The organism is Candidatus Zixiibacteriota bacterium (assembly GCA_036397555.1).
In the GTDB taxonomy this organism is placed as follows: Bacteria; Zixibacteria; MSB-5A5; order WJJR01; family WJJR01; genus DATKYL01.
The window spans coordinates 1-23,839 of sequence record DASWIS010000035.1; the positions used below are offsets into that span (position 1 = coordinate 1).

Below are 23,839 nucleotides of genomic sequence, written 5' to 3' on the forward strand. Positions count from 1 at the left end.
CGCCGATCAAGCCGAGACGTAATCGGACGAAACCGGGAATAAAGCGGCACGTAAAGTGTATTGAGAGTGAAAGGCGAGAAGCCGGGTTAACGAAAGCCCCCACGTCCTTGCAGGGAGGATCAAACAAGCTGCCAGGCTTGCAGGATGCACCCACCACGATGACACCGGGCCGCGGTTCAGGGATGGACGGCGACCCAAGGCGATGAGGGGGTAGCGGCTCTCCGGCAACGGGGAGCCGCTTTTTTATTGCCCTGATCCAGAGGGCGTGTTGAAAAAGCCCAATTTGATGTCACCCCGAGCCCTTCGGGCGAGGGGTCTCGATGCGCGAGTGGCCGCCGACAACGCGTTGGAGATTCCTCGCCCGAAGGGCTCGGAATGACCTGAATGATTATTTCCGTGAAACTCGATTATGTGGGTTCCAATGGGTTTTTCAACACGCCCCCAGAATCAAGTGGGCTGGTCGGTCGGGGTGGTGTTGGTCTGTGTCGGGGAATCAAGCGAGGTCGGGCGGCGCAGGTTGTCACGGTACGCGCCCGCCAGGAGCGCCACGCCCACGATGATTAAGATCAACGGCCAGGAGTGACGCATCCCGGGCAGGAGCCCCCAGTTACTCAGCAGGAAGACCAAGCCGGTCCCAACCATGATAATCCCACCAGTCAGGGTTCCGCGTCCGCTGTGCTTATCCTTGCTCATCGTTCACTCCGTTCCCGGCGACACGTGCTGGGCCGCCAATATACCTGACGTACTCGACACCACCAAGATGCGAAAATCTTTGGCCCGCGTGCCCGGTCAGAAACGACTTCCCGGTTCCGACCGGCCCCCTACAGCGCGCAATGTAAATCTGACGGCAGCTTTCCGCATTTTTCTTGACACATCTTTGCGCCTGTCGTACCCCATTCTTCGTGTCAATGGGGGCAATTCCAACAATTACTCGCTGTCTTGATCGGAGAGTTTAGATGAATTCGATGTACGTCGCCCTGCTGCATGCGGCCATCGCCGTCGTGCTGATCGTGGTCGCCTTTCGCTCGCACGAGCGTTTCTGGTCGTTGGGGTTTGTCGGTTGGCGGAAAGTCTATGCCGGTTTGTCGCTGTATCTTATCGGCGCCCTGTTAAACGTCTGGTTGAGTCTGTCGGCGACCGTTACCGACCTGCCGGCGGGGCTCATCGCCGGGCTGGGACTGTTCCTGTCGGTCGCCGGTATCGGGCTGGTACTGGCCGGTTCGATTGAACGTCTCCACGATCTGGCCGCCGAACGGCAACGTCTCGAGGACGTCCGCGCCGGATTCGATCTCTTCGATACGCTGCGTGAAGTGATCGGCGGGCCATACTCGTTCCTGGAAATCCTCGAGTACTCGCTCAAGGAAATTGTCCGCGGCGCCAATGTCGAAAGCGGCGGTCTGTGGCTGCACAACCCGGCTGAAAAGGAATGGGTGCTGACCGGGGTGGCCGGGATGTCGCAGTCCTTTCGGCAGCAGGTCGAGTCGATCCGTGGCAGCGGGACCGGATTCCAGCGGCTGGCGCATCTGCGCGAGGCGCACACGTTTAAGCGCGCCGAAGAAATACGCTTGTTCTTTCCTGAGTGGGAGGCCGAAGGGTACCGCTCGGTGATCGGTCTGCCGCTGGTGACCGTGACGCCCGGTCAGAGCGAACGTCGGCTGCTGGGTGTCATCGTGCTGGCCGATCATCTGCCCGAGAGATTCGATGAGGAACGCGGGCGCCGTTTGCATGCGGCCGCCGACTATGTCGCCGCCGTGATCGCCGAGGCGCGCCTGCACCGCGAACTGGACGGTCAGAAACGGCGCGCGGAAGAATCCATCGCAGCGCTGGAAGCCCGTCTGAACGAATCCCAGTCGGGTCTTGCGGAGTCGCAGGCGGTGACCGCCCGGCAACTACAGCAGTGGGAGAGCGAACGGGCCGATCTCACCAAACGGCATGGCGAAGAACTGGAAGCACAACGAACCGGCGCCGAGGACAGTCGCCGCCGACAACAGACCGAGTGGGAACAGGCGCTCACCGCCGAACGCGGCGTTGTCGAGGAGGCGCGTGCCCTTCTCAAACAGTCCGAGGAACGGATTGCGACGTTGCAGGAGCAACTGGCCGATCGCGAACGGACATGGGAGCAGCAGCGACGGACCCTGGCCGATGACGCCGAGTCGAAGCGACGGGCCATGCAGGGCGAACGGGATTCTCTCCATGGTGAAACGCTCAAGCTTCGTGAACACATCACGGAGTTGCAGCGCAGTCATGAGAATGAAATCGGCGCGTTGACGACCGCCATCGATGCGGAACGCAGCCGATTCGCGCGCCAGCTCGATGAACTTCAGAAGCACATGGCCGGACGTGAGGAACAAATGCAGCGCCAGCGCGACGACGAATTGCGCCGGGCCACCGAACGCGAAACCCGGCTACGCGCCACACTCGACGATGAGCGTCGGTCATGGGAAGCGACACAGCATACTCTGACCGCCAACGTCGAAGAGCTGCGCCGCGGTCTGGGGGCGCTGCAGGAGTCATCACAGCAGCGACTGGCCGAAAGCACTCAGGAGCGGATCCGCCTGGCGGAAACGCTGGAGACCGAACGCTCCGGCGCCCGGTCGCAGATCGCCTCTGGGCGACGTATGCTTCAGGACATTGCGGATGCAGTGCGTGATGATAAACCGTTGGCTGGTGCGCTGAGCAAACTGCACGGGCTCATCCCGGGGGCGCCGGCGCTCGGGTTGTGGCGGCGACTCCCCGACGCGCGATACGAATTCCTGGCGGTCGTCGACACGGCGGGTCTCTCCGTTTCGATTCCCGATGATTTGCAGCCGTGGGCGTTTGAACTGCAGACAATCCCCGCCGAAGGAGTGACCACGATAACCGAAGACTCGGCTTGGGATGCCATCCTCCGTCACGCGCCGAAAACCTCGCTGGAGTCATGGGCGCCGATTTGGGGCGAACGCAAAAGTCCTTCATGGGCGGTCTGCTGGCCCTGGGGCGGGACGGCGGGCGCCGGACACAACGGTTGTGTGACGGCGTTCGGTTTCGCCGGAGCCGCGCCCGACCGTCGCGTGATCGAGGCACTGCACGATGCCATCGGGCTGATCGGTGCGCTGGCGGTCCGGTTCGAAGCGCCGGTGAGAATGGATGAGCGTCCGGTCGGAGCCGAAGTGCAGACTCAGGCGGAAATGGCTCGTGCCGACCAATCCGCAGCCGCTGACGCAATGCTGGACCTGCATGACGCGCTCATCGCCTGGGCCGCCGACCAGACCGATGACGCGCTGTGTCTCGAATTGTCGGCGCGCGATGTCCCGCAGGTCGATCGGGACTGGCTGAACCGCACCCTCACGGCCGTGCAGCGTCGCTGCCGCACCAATGGCGGCGATGCCGAAGAGGAGTTTCTCGTTCAGACAGAATCCCGCCGCGGGCAGACGATGCTGCGTCTCTTCAACGTGCGCTTGCGCGGCGGACACGAGCAGCCGCTGGCAACATCCGACCAACACGTGGAATTGCCGTCAACCGGCGACAGCGACAGCCGCACTCATTGGCTGGCAGTCGATGACCGCGCGGTCGGCATCGAAATCGCATTTCCCGCAGCGAAGGATCAGTCGCCGTCCGCCACGGCGGCCGGCACTCTGGATGTACTCGTCCTCGATGACGACGAACCGATGCGCGAGTTGCTCGTCGGGATGGTCGAGACCTTGGGACATCGCGCGTCCGGTGCGGCGCTCTCCGCAACGCTTCGCCCGGAGAACTCCGCGCATCAGCCCGACATCGTCATCGTCAATCCCGGACCGGATGATCCCCGTGATGACGAGTCCATTTTGGGGCTCCAATCGGTCTGGCGGGACACGCCGCTCATCGTTGTGTCCGACAACGAGGATACGGGGGCAGGGATCGACGGTGAGGCGGTTAGGATCCTCCGCCGTCCCTTCCGTTTGGATCAACTGCAGGATTGTCTTGAATCACTCGACCGCAGCGGCGTGCCGACCGTGGGGACCGCCTCGGAGTCGCGCGAAGTCACGGTCGGATAGCACGGTCGAATTCATTCCGCAGTATCTGCGGGGGCGGTCACGCCGGATTTCCGCATCCGCATATACCGCCCCGCCTCGATATGAGCGCGGCGCAGCGGCTCCGGCAGCCGGTGCGTCGTGCAGCAGCGCAGCACCGTGTCGATGCTCCCCAACAGATCGATGCGATGACCGGGCGATACGAATAGCGAATTGACCCCCGACCTCGTCCGCAGCACCACGGCCGGAGCTTGCGGCGAGTAGCGGACGACCGCATAGTCGCCGCGCTTCGGACCCGGCGGATCATAGCGCCCTACGAGTCGTTCCCGCGCGCAGCCGATCGACGGCACATCCATGCGCATTCCCAGGTGCGTGGCCAAACCGCAGCGTCGCGGATGGCAGACGCCGTGACTGGCAAAGAGCGCGAGATCCGGAGTGTGGTAAATACGCTTCCAGGCCGCCAGTGCGGTCGGGCCGAGTCGAAACGCCGAATATCCGCCGAGTTTGGGGAAGGCGACCGGTTCGCGCGTGTGGGCGCATTGAATCTCGATGATTTTGCCCTTGATGATGTCCATGACGACGATGGCCACGTACACGTTGTCGCCGTCTTCGGCCGCATCGACGCCAGCGACAATGCGCGGCGGCGCGGCGTGCGGTGTCAGACTCAGGTACTTCGCGAGCGCGCTTTGAATGGCGGCCGCCCGTGACACCGATACATTCCACGGATGCCTGAGGATCTGCGGCGGTATGAAGGCGGTCTTCATCGAGATGAGGGCGCGTCCATTGAAGTCATTGTTTCCCGATACCGTGTATTACGTTATTGTACAAGACGATACCGCCGGGCTAATTGGGCCGCCTCCATGCCAAGAAGCTATGAGGACGCCAAAGTTTTGTCACTACTATTCAGTCATCGGTCGATGAGTAGCGCTTTGAAGGGGGGATTTGACGTAATTATCTTTGGTCCATCGGAGTCAAGCCAATGCCACGGGGCGCCAAACCATCCTCATTAATCAGCCACTTGCTGTCGCCCCGCAAGCGGCGCGGCCTGCTGCATCGGATTTTGCTCTTCGGCGGAACGTAGTCGTGTCTCCGCACTTCGGATTCATCATTTCCCCAACCCGATACGACCGACGGCGCGCAGTCCGAAGGCGCCGCTGGAGGATACTATGAGTGATCGTCCGATGATTAAAACCGCGTTGCCCGGTCCCAAGAGCAAAAAGAAAATCAAGTTCGATGAGACCTATGTGTCGCCGTCGTACACCCGCGCCCATCCGACTGTGTTGGACCATGCCGACGGCCCGTGGATCTGGGACATCGACGGCAACAAGTTTCTCGACTTCCATTCCGGAATCGGCGTCTGCTCGACCGGCAACACTCACCCGAAGGTCGTCGAAGCCATCATCCGCCAGACACGCAGAGCCGTGCACATCTCATCGGCGGACTTTTATCATGAGCTGGTCGGGCAATTGGCCAAGCGCTTAAGCGATGTCGCACCGGGACCGCAGCCGCGCCGCACGTTCTTCACCAATTCAGGCACCGAGTCGGTCGAGGCGGCGCTGAAGCTGGCCCGCTACAAGAGACGCCGTCCGCGCATGATCGCGTTCATGGGCGCTTTTCACGGACGGACAATGGGCGCGCTGTCCCTGACCTGCTCGAAGAGCACGCAGCGGAAAGGGTTTGCGCCGCTGCTGCCGGAGGTGACGCACGCGCCGTACCCGTACTGCTACCGCTGCCCGCTAAATTTGGAGCACTCCACCTGCGGTCTGGCCTGCCTGAAGTTTCTGGAGGATGAGATCCTCACGCGCGTCGCCCCGGCCGAAGAAGTCGCCGCGATCATCATCGAGCCGATTCAGGGCGAAGGCGGGTACATCGTGCCCCCTGACGACTATTTTCCGGCCCTAGCGGCGCTGGCGAAGAAACACGACATCTATTTGATCGTCGACGAAGTGCAGTCGGGAATGGGCAAAACCGGCAAGATGTTTGCCATCGAGCATTTCGGCGTTTCGCCGCAAATTCTCACGACTGCCAAAGCGCTGGCATCCGGTGTACCGCTCGGCGCCTGCATTGCCGACCGCGATGTAATGGACTGGCCGCCGGGCGCCCATTCGACCACATTCGGCGGCAACCCGCTGGGGTGTGCCTCCGCGCTGGCGACCATCGATCTGTTGGAGGGCGGTCTGATTGCCAATGCGGCGAAGCAGGGTAAGTTTGTCATGGCGGAACTCAAGAAGCTGCAGAAGCGCCACCCGTCGATGGGCGATGTGCGCGGACTGGGACTGATGATCGGCATCGAGTTCGTCAAAGACCGCGCCAGCAAAAAGCCCGCGCCGGAAATGGCCGATGAGGTCATGATGCGCGCCTTCGAGAAGGGGCTGATGCTGCTGACATGCGGGCCCAACGGGATCCGCCTCGTGCCGCCGCTCATCATCGAGCGTCAGCACTGCCAGGTGGCGCTCGAAATTCTCGACGAAGTCATCGGCAAGGCCGAAAAGAAGTTCAAGATCGGATAGGGACGGTTTGCGCCAAGACTGTCGATGCGATTGCGACCGCGACGATGCGTGAGACATCAGCCAATGCGCCCGCGCCCGTCGCGGTCGAGGTCGTGCGCGGCGATACGGTCGAGAGCCGCCATCACGCCGCCGTCGCGGTCGTCGATCACCGTGGGCGATTGGTCGCCGCGTTGGGCGATCCCGATTGGGTCACATATACGCGGTCGTCGCTGAAGCCCTTTCAGGCGCTCCCGACCGTTCGACATGACGTCTGCGGACGCTTCGGGCTTTCGTCCCGCCACGTCGCGGTGATGTGTGGCTCGCACTCCGGCGAGGAGTGTCATCTTCAGGCGGTCGGTGACATCCTGGCGGCGACCGGCCATCAGGTGTCGGACCTGCAATGCGGCGCCCACGTTCCGTACTGGCTTCGCGGGACCGGCGAGGCGGTTCCGCCGGTATCGAGTTTCACCGCATTGCACAACAATTGCTCCGGAAAACACGCCGGTATGCTGGCGTTGGCGTCGCTGCTTGGCGCACCGCATAAGGATTATCTCGATCCGAATTCGCCGGTCCAGCGAGCGATACGTCAGACGATAGCGGACTTCTGTAAGGTATCACCCGATCAGCTCGCACGCGGAACGGACGGGTGTTCGGCGCCAAACTACGCCTTGCCGCTGCGGGCACTCGCCTTCGGGTATGCGCGCCTGGCGCACGCTGCCGCCGCCGGGGGATCGTCGGGTCCCCACGACGCCGCGGCCGCCACTCTCATCGACGCCATGCGGTCCCATCCCGAATTGGTGTCGGGCACCGGACGTCTGGACCTGCGTCTGGCGCAGGCGACACGCGGACGGGCCATCACCAAGGTCGGGGGAGAGGCGGTCATGGGAATCGCCGTACCCGAGCGTGCTCTGGGAATCGCGATCAAGATCACCGACGGCGGCGAACGAGCGATGGGTCCGACGGCCGTTGCCGTGCTCAGACAGCTCGGCATGCTCGACACAGCAGCCGACCAGGAACTGCAGACGATCGCCGAACCGCGAATCACCAACCATCGCGGCATTGTGGTCGGTTCGATTCGCGCGGTCGTTGCGCTGACAGTTTTCTGAAATCGCCGTGGACCGCCCACTGCGCCGTACCTATCCTACAGCCGACATGAGCAGTTCCTTCCGCCATCCGTTGGAGCCGTTCCGGATCAAATCGGTCGAGGCGATTCCGTTTCTGTCGGCGGAACAACGGGAAGCGGCGTTGCGCGAAGCGGGATACAACCTCTTTGCCATCCGCGCCGAGGATGTCACGATCGATCTGCTGACCGATTCGGGCACCGGGGCCATGTCGGACCGGCAGTGGAGCGGGCTGATGCGTGGCGATGAATCGTATTCGGGCGCGCGCAACTTCTATCGTCTCGAGCGCGCCGTGCGCGACCTGACAGGATACGAGCACGTGATCCCGGTGCACCAGGGACGGGCCGCGGAACACCTGATGTTCACGACGATGCTCGAAAAGGGCGACATCGTCGTCTCCAACACGCACTTCGACACCACCGGCGCCAACGTCCTGTACTGCGGCGCCACACCGATCGATCTGCCCCATCCGTCCTGCGGCGACCTCGACGATCCCTTCCCGTTCAAGGGGAACATCGATCTCGACGGTTTGCGACGCGCGATCGCCCATCACGGCGACCGCATCAAACTGTGCGTGTTGACGATCACCAGCAACACCGTCGGCGGGCAGCCGGTGTCGTATGAGAACGTCTGCGCCGCTCGCGCCATCCTCAGAGAAAACCGTATTCCATTGTATTTTGACGCGGCACGCTTCGCCGAGAACGCCTGGTTCGTCAAGCAGCGCGAGGAATCGCAAAACGACCGCAGCGTCCGCGCCATCGCCCGCGCAGTCTTCGACTGCGGCGACGGCTGCCTGATGTCGGCCAAGAAGGACGGTCTGTCGAACATCGGCGGGTTTTTGGCGCTGCGTGACGGCGATCTGGCCGCGCGCATCAAAGACCTCATGGTCGTGCTCGAGGGTTTCCCCACGTACGGCGGTCTGGCGGGACGCGATCTCGAAGCGATCGCGATCGGGCTGGACGAAGTCTGCGACGAATCGTACCTGTCATACCGCACTCGGCAGACCGAATGGTTCGGACAGCGATTGATCGACGCCGGTGCGCGCGTTGTTGTACCGATCGGCGGGCACGCGGTCTTTGTCGATGCCGGATCCTTGTACCCGCACATCCCGTCCGAGGGATTCCCCGGTCAGGCGCTGGCGGTGGCGATGTACCGCGACGGCGGTGTGCGTACGGTGGAAATCGGATCGCTCATGTTTGGAGCCGCCGATGCCGTCTCGGGTCGTGACAAACCCAGGCCGGAATTGGTGCGCTTCGCGCTCCCGCGGCGCGTGTACACCGAGTCGCACCTCGGCCACGTCGTCGATACCTTCGCCAATGTCCATCGCCGCCGCGATACAGCGCGCGGATTCGCCATCGAGTACCAGTCGCCCTACCTGCGCCACTTCACCGCGCGGCTGCGCGAACAGACGATCCAACAACGTTCCCCGGCACGGCTCTGAGCCATGACGGGGGCCACACGATTCCGCCTCGGCTGTGTGTTACTCCTGTTGTGTCCGGCGATGCTTGCCTGTGAGTCGGCCGACAAATACAAGCGTACTCCCTCCCAGGACAGCGAGTTTTACAGCGTTGAATTGGAGGTTCCCTCGGGAGAACGCGACTGGGTGCACGGCATGTCGCGGGGACTGGATTCCGCCAAACGGCTGGCCGACCACGCCGAATGGAGCGCGGCGGTGGATCTGGCCGATTCGTTGCTGCTCATAGCCGATGAGCGGTTGCGGCGGATCGAATTGGGAGGGGCGATGCACGACTTTCTGCTGTTGTACGTCAGCGAAGGGTACACGCTGTCCATCGGCTGGTGCCAACTGATCGGCGACATGGCGCGCGCCGGTCGCCTGACCGATCGCTTCGGACGGCTCGCCGATACATTGCAAACGCGACGCAGCGAACGCGACACGCTGCGATAGAACTCGATCCCATGCTGGGTACTCTGGTCAACACCGCAACCGTGATCGCCGGTTCGCTGGTGGGCCTGTTCATCGGCGACCGACTCCCGGCGACGATCAAGCGCTCGGTGATGACGGCGCTGGGGCTGGTAACGTTGTGGATCGGAATTCAGTCGGTCGTCAAGGGAACACGCCCGTTTTTGATCATCGGCGCGCTCGTCGTCGGGGGCATCATCGGCGAATTGATCGGTATCGAGCGAGCGCTGGAGCGCTTCGCCGGCTGGCTGCAGCGACGGCTGAAGGTCGGCACGGCGTCCGGATTCGTGCGGGGGTTCGTCACTGCGTCCGTGCTCTTTTGCGTCGGACCGATGACCGTGGTCGGCTCGATTGAAGACGGCATCTCCGGCGATGCCACGCTGCTGCTCACAAAATCGGTGATGGATGGCTTCGCGGCGATTGCGCTGTCGGCGACCACAGGGATCGGCGTGATCTTTGCCGCCGTCACCGTGTTGGTGCTGCAGGGCGGACTGACGCTGATGGGGGGAATGCTCGCCGCGCTGACGGCACCCGGAGCGCTCGATCAGTTCTCAGCCGTCGGCGGCCTGATGATTCTCGGTCTGGGCATTCGCATGCTGGAGATCAAGGACATCCCGGTGGCCAACTACCTGCCGGCGTTGGTTCTCATCGCCGTGGCCACGGCATTGTTCCCGTAGCACTCCCGCAGACGATCTCTACAGTGCGTGACGGCCATCCGCGATTGGCCCACGAGCGCTGGGCGAGGACGCCTGGCGGGCACAATAGTACCGGGGCGGGTCAGCCCTGGGGCCGACACGGACACCCCGCGAGCCGTCAGCCCAAGGGCTGACCGGCACACGCTGAAGAGTTGTCGGCTCGGCTAAAACACGGCCAGCGATGCGGGAATGTATCGGCGCATGTCGCAGAACATGCGGTTGGTCATCAAGAGCGCGATTTCTTATCTGACCGGCACACGCTGAAGAGTTGTCGGTTCGGCTAAAACACGGCCAGCGATGCGGGAATGTACCGGCGCATGTCGCAGAACATGCGGTTGGTCATCAGCAACGCGATCTCTTATCTGTCCGTGCGGGTCAGCCCTGGGGCCGACACGGACACCCCGCGAGCCGTCAGCCCAAGGGCTGACCGGCACACGCTGAAGAGTTGTCGGTTCGGCTAAAACACGGCCAGCGATGCGGGAATGTATCGGCGCATGTCGCAGAACATGCGGTTGGTCATCAAGAGCGCGATTTCTTTGATGCGAAAGCCGTGATTGAGGAGCATCGTCAGGGAGGCGAAATTTTTTCCGTTCAGCCAAATGCGCGGCGTCACGTCATACTGCGCTTTGAGCAGATGCAGGCAATGATTGACGATCTCCACGAGGTAGATGTCGCGGATCGCCAGTGCGGGCGCGATAAACCCTTTTCGGGAGATGTAGGCATAGCCGACGAGGGAATTGTTGGCCCGAAAGACGTAGCCCGTGTAGTCCTCGTCCGCCAGCCAGTAGCAGTGGTCGACCGACCGGTTGATGCCGCGCACTTCCCGGTCCATGTGATTGAGTTCATTTAACAGCGACGTCGAATCGATGACCGACGGTTCGATGCTGCGCGGCGGATCGGGGCACTTCATTTCCGAACAACGGGGACCCTCCAGCAGGATCAGATTCTTGCGCGGGAACAGTCCGAGACGCGTGTAGAGCGCGATCGCCTTGGGATTGTACGTGAAGGTGCACTGCGATGTGATCATCGCGCCGCGTTCGCGGGCGACACCCAGCCCGGTGCGCAGCAACTCGCCGCCGATGCCGCGATTCTGATGGGCGGTCTCGACGAACTGATAGGCAACGTGCCACTGGTGATCACGGATGTGCGACGTGGCGAATCCCACCAGCGTCTCGCCGTCGTATGCGCCCCACGACAATTCGGGGTCCTGTTCGTAAATGTGCTGCAGCAGGGGAGGGGTGGACTTCACTTCGAAGTCGAGCGGCTCCAGACCGGCGGTGCGCCGGATGTCATCGACGGTGCGATGCATCAACTGCGCGGCGGCCAGCAGGTCTTCGGATCGCAGCAATTCGATGCGCGTCGTGGCAGTCGCCGCCGCCGGGGGCGCGGCCTGACGCTGAGTCTCATCGGTGCGCTTGCGGATCGTGCGTTTCGGTCGTTCGGTTGTCGTTGCCATTACCCTGCCTCCGCGATGACGTCGGAGAAGCTCCCTGTTTTAGTTGTCGCGAGTTACACGCCCCGCCGCATACTTCCGACGGATCCTGATCCTGCGGCCAAACTATCGATCAAATTACTGGATCAGCATTGCCGAACAAAGCAAATTCGGTGCGGAATCATCGCCGATCGTCCAAAGAGGTGCTACCCCCATGGCGGGCTTTGTGTTCCACGCAGTATGACCAAACCCATCGGATTGACATTCTACACCAAGCCCGATTGCCCGCTGTGCGAGGACGCCGAGCGGCTGTTGGAGGAGGCGATGGGTCAGTGGAATCTCGTGGTCCGCCGATATAACATCCGGACCGACCCGTCGGTCTACGCAACATACAAAGACCGCATTCCGGTTCTGCGCTTCGATTCCGGTCCGGCGATTGAGGCGCCCATCACCTGGCAGGCGCTCGTGACGGCTCTGCGGTCGATGGGGGTCACCGGATGAGTCTGTCGGTCGGCGCGTATGGATTCTTGACGTTCGCCCGGCGGGCCCTATTTTAGGACCCTCAGGGGTGCTTGAGTCGACATGGGGAATGGATTTAACGGCAACCCGCTGACCCGTCCCGTACTGGTCCTCAACCAGAACTACGAGCCGCTGTCGGTCTGCACGACGCGTCGCGCCGTGGTCCTGGTGTACCTGGGGAAGGCGGAGATCATCGAGCGTCTGGACGGACGGATGCTCAAGAGTATCACATCCGCGTTGCCGGTGCCGTCGATTGTCCGGCTGGCGATGTATGTTAAGCGTCCGCAAAAGCGGGTCGTCCTGACACGCCGCAACATCATCAAGCGCGATGGGCATCGTTGCCAATACTGCGGCCAGTCGCGCACGGCCATGACGGTCGACCATGTCATTCCCCGCAACCGGAAGGGCGACGAATCCTGGGAAAACCTCGTCTGCGCCTGCATCCGTTGCAACAACCGCAAAGGGGACCGCACCCCCGATGAAGCCGGCATGCCGTTGCGACGGCTCCCGCGACGTCCCAATCACATTACCTACATCCAGCGTTTTGTCGGGCTGGGCGACCATCGCTGGAAACAGTACCTGTTTCTGGATTAGTCCAAAAATAGAAGTCATTGCCGTAACCCGGGAATCTGCTAAATTGAGGGACGAGGGACGCATTCAGGCAAACTTGATCGTCCGCTCCAGTTAGATTGAAACTTGTCCTGTCTGTGTCCGTTGTACTGGCTGTGTCGCCCGGAGTCTCACCCTCCCCGGTGACCGAACCCACAATTTTTAAGACACTGAACTGCGGAGGTCTGGTGTGCTCACACGGCGTCTACGTGTAAAGTTCCATGTGCTGATCCTGTCTGTTACGGCCGTTTTTGCGCTGCCCGGAGACGTACGCCCAATCGAATCCCCCGGCATTGAGTACCCAACCGACGCGGTCGCCCGGGCAACGGTCGAGGCGCTGATCGAAGCCTGCACGCCGGCCGGCTCACCGTCGCTCAATGCGATCGTGGAGCCGGGCCCCATCGGGTTTGATCCGGCCAATTCCCCGCCGCATGTGGCGCCGGCCGCGATGCCGCCCTGTGTGCCGCAGGAGCCGGGAGTCGAGGCGATCTGGGAGGGCGATCCGCGCTGGATGCGCGGCAACCCGATTTCCGGAGGAGAGACCTTTTTCGGCAGTCTGGGGAAAGCCACATTGTGGACCATCGGCTCCAGTGTGGCGCCCGATGACTTCGTTCCCGTTGAGATTCACTTCGACGGCGACTCGACCTACTGCCAGGTCTTCCGCGTCGAGCAGAACTTCAATTCCGTCGGCGTCGGCGTTTTCCCCGGAACCGTGTGGGACGTTTCCGATGACATGAATCCCCGCCGTTTGAATGTCTGTTTCGCCGAATGGAATGACGGCGGCGGCCCCAATCCGCCACCCAATCTCCGTTGGGACCCCGACACCACCATGGGCGCGCCCGGGTTCGGAAAGTGGGAGTTCCTCTATGTGATGGCGTCGAACTACGACGGCACCGGCCTGACCTATGCTGGACGCAACATTCTCAATGAAGATCTCGACGTCTACTACGGCTGGTACCCGCGCGTCGAGCCGGGACATACGCTGCTGGAGTCGATCCCGGCGACGCTCACCATCAACATCTTCGATGACTTCATCCAGTTTCCAAATGCCCGGCCCGACTCCGGACTCATTGAATTGACATGGGTTTACTGCGGCGATGGCTCGCCAACTGAGTACCGCATTTACAGAAACACGTCAAATCCCCCTACGACGCAGATTGGCTCTGTAGACGGGAGTACTTTCGTGTTCGTAGACAACGGACTGACCAACGGCGTGACGTACTACTATCGCATTGATATACTCGGTCCCGGCGATGTGGTGCTGGGTTTCAGCGGTGTTTTCGCCGGCACGCCGCAAACTATTTCGAGCAATTGCGAGTTCGTCGGCAACTGGAACGGGCGCGCCGATTACGGGGACATCTGGGGATATGTCGATTCCGTGTCCGGGAAAGAATACGCACTGATCTGTGCGCGGGGAGAGGGGGCATCGATCGTCGACCTGGACCTGATGGAAGAAGTCGGTTTTCTGCCCATCCTGGGCGGCGGCGGCGATGCCAAGGACATCAAGGTCTACAAGAACTACGCCATTCTGCTGATGGAATACGGCCCGCTGCAGGTCCACAACATCGCCAATCCGGCCTCGCCACAATTCGTCAGCTATATCTTCACGTATGACAACCGTGCGCATAACTGCCTTGTCGAGGGAAACTACCTGTATGTTTGTGGCCAGACTTCCGGGGGAATGGAGATATTCAATCTGTCCGTGTTGCCCGCGACGCCTGCCCTGGCTGGGCAATGGTTCTCCTACTACTACCACGACATGGACATCCGCAATGACACGTTGTACGCGGCTGCGATTTATGGGGATGGGATCGACATTGTCAACGTTGCCAACAAGGCGGCCCCGCAGCTCATCGCGAATTTCGATTACCCCGGCTCGGGCGCTCACAATTGCGAACTGTCCGCCGACGGGCGCTATTTGTTCGTCGGGGATGAAATCGGCACCGGACCCTGGACGCGCGTCTTCGATGTCTCCGATCCATTGGCTGCATCGAAGGTGTTCGACATCAACCTCGGCGTTCCCGGGTCGATCGTGCACAACTGCTATGTGAAAGACGGGGCGCTCTACATCGGCCACTACGGTCTTGGCCTGCGCATCTGGAACGTGCTGAATCCCGAAGCACCGTTCGAGATCGGCTTCTATGACACCAATCCCACCAGCAACGTCGGGATGGCAGGCGCCTGGTCGGTCTATCCGTATCTGCCCTCGGGACGCGTCATCGTATCGGATATGCTCACCGGGCTGTATGTCGTCACATTCACCGGCAGCATCGAACCCGGCTGCGTCTGCGATTGCCACGGCGATCCGCAGTGCGACGGAATTACCAATGTCTTTGACGTCGTGGATGTCGTTGACGAAGCGTTTCGCAACGGCCCCAGCGTGACCGACGTTGCGTGTCCGCATCTCAGCCGCAACGACGCCAACTGCGATTGTGTGGTCAACGTGTTCGATGTCGTCTCGTTCGTGGACCACGCGTTCCGGAACAATACCGACCCATTCTGCGATCCGTGCTCCGACCCGTGCGCCGGGCAGTAAGTTGCGGATTTCGGCGGACCGAGCTCGGGGACCAGATGTTGCACGCATCACCCATCGGGGGCGGTCCGGCGGACCGCCCCCGATCCTTTACCAATTGTTTTCGTCCACAGGTACCGGCGCGCGAAAGATGCCTTTTGCCGGACGGACAACCGCTCGCCTGACTTGAACCGGCACAGCGACGTTGTTACTTTGAGAGGCGATGCCCGCCAATCTTCCGCCGCAGTATGTCAAAATCGAGGAGGAGTACCGCCGCGAGCGCGAACCGAGGCGTCGGCTCGAATTGCTGCAGATGATGCTGCGCGAGATCCCCAAGCACAAGGGGACCGACCATCTGCAAGGCGAGCTGAAGTCGAAGATCTCGAAACTGAAGGCGGAGATCGAATCACCGAAAAAGGCCGGCGCATCGCGTCTGCACCCGCTCGATCACATCCCGCGCGAAGGCGCCGGACAGATCGTGCTGATCGGCCCGGCCAACAGCGGCAAGTCGAGCATCGTCGGCGCGCTGAGCCACGCGCCGGTCGAAATCGCCGAGTGGCCCTTTGCGACGCGCAAGCCGGTCCCCGGTATGGCGGCCTGGGAAAATGTAAAGCTGCAGTTGGTCGACACGCCGTCGATCGCCGAGGGGTACTGCGAGAATTACGTATTCAACATCGCCCGCACCGGCGATGTCGTCGGGTTGGTCGTGTCGCTTGCCGATGATGATGTGATCGCACATTACGAGTACGTGGTCAAACGCGTTCACGAGGGCAAGGTCCGACTCGGCGGGTTGGCAAAACCGGATGACGAGTTGCCCACCGCCGTCGAAAAACGCACGATCGTGGCCGCGACCGGATGCGACAACCCCGGTGCCGCCACCCGATTGGAATTGTTAGAGGAGATCATCGGATCACAAGCGCCGCTCGTCACGCTCTCGATTCCCCAACGGCGCGGGTTGGATCACTTCCTGGAAACCGCATTCAAAGCACTCGGACTTTTGCGCGTATACACGAAGGCGCCCGGCCAGAAGCCCGACTTGCGCGATCCGGTGTTGCTGCCGCACGGCGGCACAGTCGCCCATGCGGCGCGCGCGATTCACAAGGAGATCGCCGAGAAGCTCCTGCACGCGCGGCTCTGGAGCGCTGAAAACAAGGCCATGCAGGGCGTACGCGTCCCCGCCGATCATACCTTACAGGAAGGGGACGTCATCGAGTTTCATGTGTAGGGATTCAATTGATTGCAGAATTGTTGAGACAGTGGCCGTGCGGGTCAGCCCAAGGGCTGACACGCACAGAACCGGCACAAGCGGCCTGAGCAGCACCGATTCCGATTGAGGCGATGATAACCGAAACTGTCATGCTGTGCCCTGAGGTTCTCCCGCGTCAGCGGGAGAAGCGAACGGGCGAAGCATCTGCTTTTTCTGCGACCGATACAGTACGGGTCAGCCCAAGGGCTGACCCGAACAGAACCACACCGTTGACGGGAACAACCGGGGATGCTCGGCTCGTAAGAGATGACAGTGCGGGTCAGCCCTTGGGCTGACCCGAACAGAATCACACCGTTCACGGGAACAATCACATAGATTCGGCTTGTAGGAGACTGTGAGGGTAGGTGCAATGAAACGTTGGCATTGGTGGCTGATCGGCGTTGTCATGACGGCGGGCGCTCTGGCGCTGCTGATCGTGTTCTGGCCGAAGGTCTACGAATGCGGCCAGCGCTATGTCGAGCGCGGCCGCCAGAGGCGTCACCGCATCGCTCCCGGCGATGAAGGCGACGACTTTGCCGAAGCGGCGTGACGTGCGCCGTGTTGCCGCGGCTTAACCTGTTGCCACAGGACAGGATGGAGTTGCCGTACATTGCCGCGCCGCTCAAAATGACGTTGCCTGTCCGCCCCTTGAACGCTATCCTTGAGCGGGTGTTGAGCGGGGGCCGGCATCAGTTCCGACCGTTTGGATTCACCGAAGTCAGGAGGACCATGAACTCGACCACCACGGACATTGCTACACCCCGGCGCCAATCGCAGCAGTCCGGTTCGGGGACTTCGCACAAACTCACCGACGAGCAGTTGCTCCTGCTCTATCGCTGGATCTACACCTCGCGCCGTGTCGACGACATGGAACGCAAACTCAAGGCGCAGTCGCGTGTGTTCTTCCAGATTTCCGGCGCGGGGCACGAGGCGGTGCTCGCCGCGCTCGGATTGGTCGTGCGACCGAAAGTCGACTGGTTCTACTGCTACTACCGCGACCGCGCGCTGGTGCTGCCCTTGGGCTACACAGCCGGGGAAATGCTGATGGACGCAGTCGGCGCGGCCGAGTCGTCATCGGGCGGACGCCAGATGCCCTCGCACTGGTCGATCCCGCGCGTCAACGTGGTCAGCAAGTCGTCGTGCACCGGCACCCAGTTTTTGCAATCGGTCGGCTGCGCGCAGGCCGGACGCTACCTCAACAGCACCGAGGCGATCTCGGCGCGCGACATCCCGCACGACGCCGAAGAGATTACGGTCGTTACGGGCGGTGACGGCACCACCTCGGAGGGCGAATTCTTCGAGGCGATCAATGTCGCCTGCCTGAAGACGCCGTTGGGGCAGCTTCCGGTGCTGTTTGTGATCGAAGACAACGGCTATGCGATCTCGGTCCCCAAACACCAGCAGACCGCCGGCGGTTCGATCTCGAAGTTCTTAAGCGGCCTGTCCGATCAGGGATTGTTGGAAATCCGCGAAGTCGACGGCTGCGACCCGATCGAGTGCTACGAGACGTTTCGCGAAGTCGAACCCATTTTGCGCAGAGAGCGGCGCCCGGTCCTGGTGCATGCGCATGTGATCCGTCCGTATTCGCATTCCGAGTCCGATGACGAACGGGCCTACAAGACCGAACAGATGCGCCAGAAGGAGCAGCAGCGCGATCCGTTCAAGAACTTCCCGTTGTATCTGAAGGAACACCGTGTCGCCACCGAACAGCAGCTCGAGACGATCCGCAACGAAGTCGACGCCGAGATCTCCGAAGGCGCCGAGAAGGCGGTCCGCGCCGCGCGCCCCGACAAAGACTCGATTCCGCTCTATGTGACTTCGCCGACGGTCGATGCTTCCTCGGATGCGTTTGCAGTCGCACCGAAGTTTGACGACGAGGACGTCTCGATCATCCAGGGCATCAATCGCACGTTGAAAGATGAGATGAAACGCAATCCCGCCATTCTCGTTTTCGGTGAGGATGTCGCCGATGTCGGTTTCACCGAGTTGATCGACCAGGTCCCCGGCAAGGGCGGCGTGTTTAAGGCGACGGCCGGGCTGCAACGGACGCATGGTCCCAACCGCGTCTACAATTCGCAGTTGGCCGAGGCAACCATCGTCGGCACCGCGACCGGGATGGCGACTCGCGGGATCAAGCCGGTCTGCGAAGTGCAATTCGCCGATTATCTCTGGCCGGCGATGATGCAGTTGGTCAACGAGACATCCAAGATGCGCTGGCGCTCATTTAATGGTTTCGGCGCGGCCGCGGTCATTCGTATCGCGACCGGCGGATACTTAGGCGGCTCCGGCGCAGTCTATCACTCGCAGTCGATCGAGGGCACCTTTGCACATTTCCCCGGATTCCTCGTTGCGATCCCATCCAACGCGCTGGACGCCTGCGGGCTGCTGCGCACCGCGATGCGCTGCGAAGACCCGGTGCTGTTCCTCGAACACAAACGGCTCTACCGTCAACCCGCACTGAAATCAAAATATCCCGGTCCCGACTTTACGATTCCATTCGGACGCGGCAACAAACTCACCGAGGGCGACGATCTGTTAATCGTCAGTTGGGGCGCAACGGTCCCCAAAGCAGTAACGGTTGCGCGCGCACTCGCCAAAGAAGACATCAGTGTCGAGATCATCGACCTGCGCACTGTGCTGCCGTGGGATCATGACATGGTCGGCGAGTCGGTCAAACGCATCGGCAAAGTCCTCGTGGTCCACGAAGACGTCAAGTTCATGGGCTTCGGCGCGGAAGTCTCCGCCTGGATCACCGAGAACTGCTTCGAGCATCTCGATGCTCCGGTGCGACGGGTCGGCGCGGCCTTCACGCCGGTCTCCTACGGTCCCGAAGCGGAGACCTACATCCTCCCGCAGGATGGCTGGATCGAAGAAGCGGCGCGGGAATTGATCGCGTATTAGATCACACATTCCAATCACAGAATGCATTTGCAGGGGCGCGGTCACCGCGCCCTTTTCCGTGGTGTCCAACGAATGGGGCGGGGAGACCCCGCCCCTACAGATTGCTATCAGCAGGCGCGGTTTCAAACCCGCCCTTTTGCGTTTCTTGTCGTATTCGTAGGGGCACGGCGTGCCGTGCCCAGTGCTTTTGTGTTCTATTGGCGAGGGCACGGCTCGCCGTGCCCCTACACACTCTATGACTCGGGCCCTGACGATCCCGTCCGGGTCACGCATCGTCCCCACTTCAGTTCTTGGGCACATCCGCAGTCGTCCCGGGAAACGAAACACTGATCGCCCGAACCGAAGATGCGTAACCCACGAATCCCATCGCCACACGAATCCAGTCCCAACTGACCCACTGACGAACCATTTCGGCAACTTCCGCAGGGTCTTGGATCGCCCCGGGGAACCCCTGCGCAACAGCCCACAGGGCCGCATTGCGCGGCCAGAATGCGGAAACCGTGAAGATCAGTATTGCCAGCATCATGATTGCCGGCAGAATGAGCCAGATGCGATACCTCCACGGCGTTTGCCATCCGGTGATCAGGGCGGCGAATGAGCATAGTAGCAGCGCGACCGAACTCGGAAAGAAATACTCGCCCGTGTCGACCGGGAAATGGGGCCCGTAGGGCAACAGGTTGAGCGATTCGGGAGGTGAGGCGCTCCACGCGCCGACCAGCACGCGCAGGTCAAACAGTTTGCCGCCGACCAATACGCCCCAAGCAAGTACAGAGATCCAAAGCAATGTCCGAGTCGATCTTGCGCGCCATGACATCATGTCCTCCGTAGCAAACGTTGCCTTCGTTGTGGCCCAGACCCCCGGACCGTCCCGAGCAAAGTCGAGGGATCAGGGCTCGCGTAACCCACGTTCGAACGAGCACAATGCATGCCCTGACGAGGGCGTCAGGGCCACAAATCCGCGCCCTTTTCTATGTGCAGTATCATGAGGGGGTGGCCCGGACCTTGGGGAGTGTTGTAAAACCCATTGGAACCCACATTATCGAGTTTCATGGGAATAATCATTCGGGTCATTCCGAGCGAAGCGAGGAATCTCCAACGCGCTGTCGGCGGCCACGCGCGCATCGAGACCCCTCGCTCCGCTCGGGGTGACATCAAATTGGGCCTTTTCAACACGCCCCAAGGTCCAGGCCACGCAGGTAGTCAAACGTTTATTCTCAGAAGACACACATTAGTGTGATCTAATACCCGCCCCCCGCCATCATCTGCTCCATCTCCTCCCGCGTGGGGATGGTCGAGCCGCAGACGCGGACGGACGGAGACTTGGCGAAGACGTCGGGCGGGACCGAGGGGCCTTTGGCTTTGCAGTGTTCGTTGAAGACGCGCACCAGATCGTAGGCGACCATGCGGGCGGTGCGTCCTTCGATCATGTGGCGGTGCATCGCGTAAACGAGGTTGCCGTCTTTGAACAGGAAAATCGAGGGAGACGAGGGCGGCTGCTCGGGCAAGAACTCGCGGGCACGCTGCGTCGCCTCGCGGTCTTGTCCGGCAAAGACAGTATAACTGTGGTCGGGGATAACCGAGTTCTGCAGCGCCAGAGCGACACCGGGGCGCGCGTTGCCCGCAGCACAGCCGCAGACCGAATTGACCACCAACAGCGTCGTCCCGCCCTTCTGCTCAAACGCCTCCGCGACGGCCTGAGGCGTCGACAACTCCCGCACATTGACGTGCGTGAGTTCCGTGCGCATGGCGTCGAGGATGCGCGTGATTTCATCCGACGTGTAAATCGGCATGTCGCTCATGCAATCATCACCCTTTCATTAACAACAACCCTCTACAGATCGCGTTCCGTGCTGGTCAGCCCAAGGGCTGACCGGCACACCAAGTCATTATGAGGCCCGGACCAAGGTCGCCGCCACACGCTGCATCAAGCCGGATCGCAGCCCAGCGTGACGGGGCAAAGCCCAGTACTGTTCACCCGCGTAGTCCCATGAACACTACTCAATCGGATTCGGCCATCTCCGAGAGCTGGTTGAGCAGTTCGCGGACTTGCATGACGGCCGCGTGAGGATTGTTGTTGGCTTCTTCCTTCGCGATCGCCTCTTCGATCCCTTCACCGATCTCCTCGATCAATTCTTCCATGTCCGACTGCGACAACGAACCGCTCTGGTAATCATTCTCGGCCTGCACTACGCGATCGATCAGCTCTCGGCCTTCGCCGATCGGCATCTCGACATTGGCCAGCGCCTCATGCAGCAGATCGTGAATCTGCATCAAGACCGCACTGACGGATGAACTCACGACACCCCCCCGTGAAAGTGGTTCAACATACGCAATGGCATGTCCTACCAGATCCCCAGCTTGTCCTTGATCTCATCGGTCGCCATCGTGCGCGGATCCCACGGCGGGTCCCAGACGACCCGGACTTCGGCCGTATCGACGCCGGGCAGATTGGCGACTGTCTGGCGCACGTCGTTGACCAGTTGCGGCCCATAGGGGCACGCGGGCGTGGTCAGCGTCATGCGCACCGACACATTGCGTCCGTCGTTGTCCAAGTCAACACCGTATATCAGCCCCAGATCGGCGACGCTCAGCCGGATTTCGGGGTCGATCACGCCCTTGAGCGCCTCGCGGACGATGTCTTCGTTGACGATCACGAATTCCCCTCTTCGGTCACGGTGACGCCGGTCGACGGATCATCCCCCAGTTCGACACGTCTCAGAGCATCGTCCATGGTCACCCAGGCCAGCAGGGCGCATTTGACGCGCACCGGGAAATTGCGGACACCTTCCAGAGCATCCAGGTCGCCCATATCCAGATCGGCCGGAGCGGGCCGGCCATGCATGATGCCGCGGAAGGCCTCCCCCAGCGCGTGCGCCTCGGAGATCGTTTTGCCGGGCAACAGCTCCGAAAGCATCGAGCCGGAGGCCATCGAGATCGCGCAGCCCTTGCCGTCGACGGCGACACCGGCGATCGTTTCACCATCGAGCTTTAAGCTGACGGTCAGCCGGTCGCCGCAGAGCGGATTGTATCCGGCGCGTGTCGCATCGATACGGTCCAGTGGATGCCGTCCGCGCGGCGAACGGTAATGATCGAGCACCGTATCGCGATACAGTGCGTCGAGCTCGACGTCCTCTTTGTTGAACACGTCAGCCACGGCTCAGATACTCCCCCGCGAACTGGAGCGCATCGACGAGGCGGTCGACATCCTCGCGGTTGTTGTAGACATAAAAACTCGCGCGCAAGGTGGCGCTCTGGCCGAGCCGTTCCATCAATGGCTGCGCGCAGTGATGCCCGGCGCGCACCGCCACCCCGCGCCGGTCCAGAATAGTGGCGAGATCGTGCGCGTGCAGCGTGTTGTGCACGAATGAAACGACTCCTGCCTGCCGCTCGGGGTCGGACGGGCCGAAAATGCGAAGCTCCGGCAGCTCGCCGAGTCGATCCAGGGCATAACGTGTCAGCTCACGCTCGTGACGGCGGACTGCATCCATTCCCAACGATTCCAGATAGTCGATGGCGGCGCCAAATCCGACGACGTCGGCAAAGTTGGGTGTGCCCGCTTCGAACCTCCACGGCAAATCATTCCAAGTCGCGCCTTCGAAAGTCACGGTGCGGATCATGTCGCCGCCGCCCAAGACCGGCTCAAGACGTTCCAACAACGCGCGTTTGCCATAGAGAACACCGACTCCGGTCGGTCCCAGCATCTTGTGCGATGAGAAGGCGATAAAGTCGGCATCCCAATCGGCAACGTCGACGCGGGTATGCGGCACTGCCTGCGCGGCATCGACGATCACCAATGCGCCGTCGTCGTGGGCGCGGCGCGCGATCTCGGCAATCGGATTGATCGTTCCCAGGACATTGGAGACAGCGGTCAACGACACGACCTTGGTGCGCGATGTGAACCGCGTATCCCATTGCCTCAGATCCAGACATCCGTCATCGGTGATCGGCAGGAACCGAACGACCGCGCCAGTGCGCTTGGCGATCAGATACCAAGGCACCAGATTGCTGTGGTGCTCCATTTCGGACAGCAGGATTTCGTCGCCGGGCACAAGATTGGCCGCGCCCCACGATTGCGCGACCAGATTGATCCCCTCTGTCGTGTTGCGCGTAAAGACGATCTCTTCGGTCTGTTTGGCTCCGATCAGACGGACGACTTTTTTGCGCACACCCTCGTATTTGTCGGTCGCCTGCGCGGAGAGCGCGTAAACCCCGCGGTGGACATTGGCGTTGGTCGTGCGATAGAACTCGGAAATCGTATCGATGACCGCATGGGGCTTTTGCGATGTCGCCGCGCTGTCGAGATAGACCAGCGGACTGCCGTGGATCGAACGCGACAGAATCGGAAAATCGGCGCGGACTTTGGCGACGTCGTAGGCCGCCTGCGGTTCTGCCGGACGTGGCATTT

21 protein-coding genes are annotated in these 23,839 nt (G+C 61.6%); 12 read left to right on the forward strand and 9 right to left on the reverse strand.

Annotation, left to right across the window (positions count from 1 at the left end; translation table 11 throughout):
• Positions 1-447 precede the first annotated feature (447 nt).
• On the reverse strand, positions 448-693 hold the full coding sequence (locus VGB22_10590; protein HEX9751713.1) for a DUF5668 domain-containing protein: 246 nt from the start codon (positions 691-693) through the stop codon (positions 448-450).
• Positions 694-956: 263 nt separating this feature from the next.
• On the opposite strand from VGB22_10590, the gene VGB22_10595 reads away from it, so the two are divergent.
• Positions 957-4,013 carry a hypothetical protein gene (locus VGB22_10595; GenBank protein ID HEX9751714.1) on the forward strand — a complete coding sequence of 1,019 codons (3,057 nt, stop codon included), beginning with the start codon at positions 957-959 and terminating at the stop codon, positions 4,011-4,013.
• 11 nt (positions 4,014-4,024) lie between these two features.
• Here the strand turns inward: VGB22_10595 and VGB22_10600 are convergent, their stop codons facing one another.
• Entirely contained in the window at positions 4,025-4,753 is a 729-nt protein-coding gene (locus tag VGB22_10600) for an endonuclease V (protein HEX9751715.1), read from the reverse strand.
• Between the two features lie 402 nt (positions 4,754-5,155).
• Between VGB22_10600 and VGB22_10605 the strand changes: the two genes are divergently transcribed.
• Genes VGB22_10605 through VGB22_10625 form a run of 5 tightly spaced genes read left to right on the forward strand, consistent with a single transcriptional unit; the run spans position 5,156 to position 10,197 of the window.
• On the forward strand, positions 5,156-6,499 hold the full coding sequence (locus VGB22_10605; GenBank protein HEX9751716.1) for an acetyl ornithine aminotransferase family protein: 1,344 nt from the start codon (positions 5,156-5,158) through the stop codon (positions 6,497-6,499).
• Between the two features lie 44 nt (positions 6,500-6,543).
• Complete coding sequence (locus VGB22_10610; protein ID HEX9751717.1) at positions 6,544-7,584, forward strand: asparaginase; 1,041 nt, start codon at positions 6,544-6,546, stop codon at positions 7,582-7,584.
• 46 nt (positions 7,585-7,630) lie between these two features.
• Positions 7,631-9,040 carry a tryptophanase gene (locus VGB22_10615; GenBank protein HEX9751718.1) on the forward strand — a complete coding sequence of 470 codons (1,410 nt, stop codon included), beginning with the start codon at positions 7,631-7,633 and terminating at the stop codon, positions 9,038-9,040.
• Positions 9,041-9,043: 3 nt separating this feature from the next.
• Positions 9,044-9,505 (forward strand): hypothetical protein, encoded by a 462-nt coding sequence (locus tag VGB22_10620; GenBank protein ID HEX9751719.1) that lies wholly within the window; start codon positions 9,044-9,046, stop codon positions 9,503-9,505.
• Positions 9,506-9,516: 11 nt separating this feature from the next.
• A complete protein-coding gene (locus VGB22_10625) occupies positions 9,517-10,197 on the forward strand; it encodes a DUF554 domain-containing protein (protein ID HEX9751720.1) in 681 nt (226 codons plus the stop codon).
• Between the two features lie 475 nt (positions 10,198-10,672).
• On the opposite strand, the gene VGB22_10630 is transcribed toward VGB22_10625, so the two are convergent.
• Complete coding sequence (locus tag VGB22_10630; protein ID HEX9751721.1) at positions 10,673-11,671, reverse strand: GNAT family N-acetyltransferase; 999 nt, start codon at positions 11,669-11,671, stop codon at positions 10,673-10,675.
• 216 nt (positions 11,672-11,887) lie between these two features.
• Here VGB22_10630 and VGB22_10635 point away from each other — a divergent pair, with 216 nt between their 5' ends.
• The 6 genes from VGB22_10635 (at position 11,888) to VGB22_10660 (ending at position 19,434) form a co-directional block, all read left to right on the forward strand.
• On the forward strand, positions 11,888-12,148 hold the full coding sequence (locus VGB22_10635) for a glutaredoxin family protein (GenBank protein HEX9751722.1): 261 nt from the start codon (positions 11,888-11,890) through the stop codon (positions 12,146-12,148).
• Positions 12,149-12,229: 81 nt separating this feature from the next.
• The gene (locus tag VGB22_10640) at positions 12,230-12,760 is read left to right on the forward strand and encodes an HNH endonuclease (protein HEX9751723.1); all 531 of its coding nucleotides are present in this window, start codon (positions 12,230-12,232) and stop codon (positions 12,758-12,760) included.
• Positions 12,761-12,965: 205 nt separating this feature from the next.
• Entirely contained in the window at positions 12,966-15,311 is a 2,346-nt protein-coding gene (locus VGB22_10645; GenBank protein ID HEX9751724.1) for a choice-of-anchor B family protein, read from the forward strand.
• A gap of 199 nt (positions 15,312-15,510) precedes the next feature.
• The gene (locus tag VGB22_10650) at positions 15,511-16,512 is read left to right on the forward strand and encodes a TGS domain-containing protein (protein HEX9751725.1); all 1,002 of its coding nucleotides are present in this window, start codon (positions 15,511-15,513) and stop codon (positions 16,510-16,512) included.
• 391 nt (positions 16,513-16,903) lie between these two features.
• Positions 16,904-17,083 (forward strand): hypothetical protein, encoded by a 180-nt coding sequence (locus tag VGB22_10655; GenBank protein ID HEX9751726.1) that lies wholly within the window; start codon positions 16,904-16,906, stop codon positions 17,081-17,083.
• 179 nt (positions 17,084-17,262) lie between these two features.
• On the forward strand, positions 17,263-19,434 hold the full coding sequence (locus tag VGB22_10660; protein ID HEX9751727.1) for a thiamine pyrophosphate-dependent enzyme: 2,172 nt from the start codon (positions 17,263-17,265) through the stop codon (positions 19,432-19,434).
• A gap of 283 nt (positions 19,435-19,717) precedes the next feature.
• Here VGB22_10660 and VGB22_10665 read toward each other — a convergent pair whose 3' ends face one another.
• The 6 genes from VGB22_10665 to VGB22_10690 all read right to left on the reverse strand — a co-directional run bounded on the left by VGB22_10665 (position 19,718) and on the right by VGB22_10690 (position 23,837).
• Positions 19,718-20,218 carry a DUF1772 domain-containing protein gene (locus VGB22_10665; protein ID HEX9751728.1) on the reverse strand — a complete coding sequence of 167 codons (501 nt, stop codon included), beginning with the start codon at positions 20,216-20,218 and terminating at the stop codon, positions 19,718-19,720.
• A 454-nt stretch (positions 20,219-20,672) separates the two neighbouring features.
• Positions 20,673-21,224 (reverse strand): BrxA/BrxB family bacilliredoxin, encoded by a 552-nt coding sequence (locus VGB22_10670; GenBank protein HEX9751729.1) that lies wholly within the window; start codon positions 21,222-21,224, stop codon positions 20,673-20,675.
• Positions 21,225-21,432: 208 nt separating this feature from the next.
• Positions 21,433-21,732: a hypothetical protein gene (locus VGB22_10675; GenBank protein HEX9751730.1), complete on the reverse strand. Its 300-nt coding sequence runs from the start codon at positions 21,730-21,732 to the stop codon at positions 21,433-21,435.
• Between the two features lie 44 nt (positions 21,733-21,776).
• Positions 21,777-22,088 carry a metal-sulfur cluster assembly factor gene (locus VGB22_10680; GenBank protein ID HEX9751731.1) on the reverse strand — a complete coding sequence of 104 codons (312 nt, stop codon included), beginning with the start codon at positions 22,086-22,088 and terminating at the stop codon, positions 21,777-21,779.
• On the reverse strand, positions 22,085-22,588 hold the full coding sequence (locus tag VGB22_10685) for an SUF system NifU family Fe-S cluster assembly protein (protein ID HEX9751732.1): 504 nt from the start codon (positions 22,586-22,588) through the stop codon (positions 22,085-22,087). The genes VGB22_10680 and VGB22_10685 overlap by 4 nt, the downstream gene beginning before the upstream one ends.
• Positions 22,581-23,837 (reverse strand): cysteine desulfurase, encoded by a 1,257-nt coding sequence (locus tag VGB22_10690; protein ID HEX9751733.1) that lies wholly within the window; start codon positions 23,835-23,837, stop codon positions 22,581-22,583. Before VGB22_10690 ends, VGB22_10685 begins: the two co-directional genes overlap by 8 nt.
• Positions 23,838-23,839 lie beyond the last annotated feature (2 nt).

What these genes read in the sequence shown, in the direction of transcription:
- VGB22_10650 (HEX9751725.1), top strand. Translation starts at nt 15,511, where the DNA reads ATGCCCGCCAATCTTCCGCCGCAGTATGTCAAAATCGAGGAGGAGTAC.
- VGB22_10610 (HEX9751717.1), top strand. Translation starts at nt 6,544, where the DNA reads ATGCGTGAGACATCAGCCAATGCGCCCGCGCCCGTCGCGGTCGAGGTC.
- VGB22_10600 (HEX9751715.1), bottom strand. Translation starts at nt 4,753, where the DNA reads ATGAAGACCGCCTTCATACCGCCGCAGATCCTCAGGCATCCGTGGAAT.
- VGB22_10615 (HEX9751718.1), top strand. Translation starts at nt 7,631, where the DNA reads ATGAGCAGTTCCTTCCGCCATCCGTTGGAGCCGTTCCGGATCAAATCG.
- VGB22_10640 (HEX9751723.1), top strand. Translation starts at nt 12,230, where the DNA reads ATGGGGAATGGATTTAACGGCAACCCGCTGACCCGTCCCGTACTGGTC.
- VGB22_10655 (HEX9751726.1), top strand. Translation starts at nt 16,904, where the DNA reads ATGAAACGTTGGCATTGGTGGCTGATCGGCGTTGTCATGACGGCGGGC.
- VGB22_10690 (HEX9751733.1), bottom strand. Translation starts at nt 23,837, where the DNA reads ATGCCACGTCCGGCAGAACCGCAGGCGGCCTACGACGTCGCCAAAGTC.
- VGB22_10670 (HEX9751729.1), bottom strand. Translation starts at nt 21,224, where the DNA reads ATGCCGATTTACACGTCGGATGAAATCACGCGCATCCTCGACGCCATG.
- VGB22_10635 (HEX9751722.1), top strand. Translation starts at nt 11,888, where the DNA reads ATGACCAAACCCATCGGATTGACATTCTACACCAAGCCCGATTGCCCG.
- VGB22_10630 (HEX9751721.1), bottom strand. Translation starts at nt 11,671, where the DNA reads ATGGCAACGACAACCGAACGACCGAAACGCACGATCCGCAAGCGCACC.
- VGB22_10660 (HEX9751727.1), top strand. Translation starts at nt 17,263, where the DNA reads ATGAACTCGACCACCACGGACATTGCTACACCCCGGCGCCAATCGCAG.
- VGB22_10605 (HEX9751716.1), top strand. Translation starts at nt 5,156, where the DNA reads ATGAGTGATCGTCCGATGATTAAAACCGCGTTGCCCGGTCCCAAGAGC.
- VGB22_10625 (HEX9751720.1), top strand. Translation starts at nt 9,517, where the DNA reads ATGCTGGGTACTCTGGTCAACACCGCAACCGTGATCGCCGGTTCGCTG.
- VGB22_10620 (HEX9751719.1), top strand. Translation starts at nt 9,044, where the DNA reads ATGACGGGGGCCACACGATTCCGCCTCGGCTGTGTGTTACTCCTGTTG.
- VGB22_10590 (HEX9751713.1), bottom strand. Translation starts at nt 693, where the DNA reads ATGAGCAAGGATAAGCACAGCGGACGCGGAACCCTGACTGGTGGGATT.
- VGB22_10595 (HEX9751714.1), top strand. Translation starts at nt 957, where the DNA reads ATGAATTCGATGTACGTCGCCCTGCTGCATGCGGCCATCGCCGTCGTG.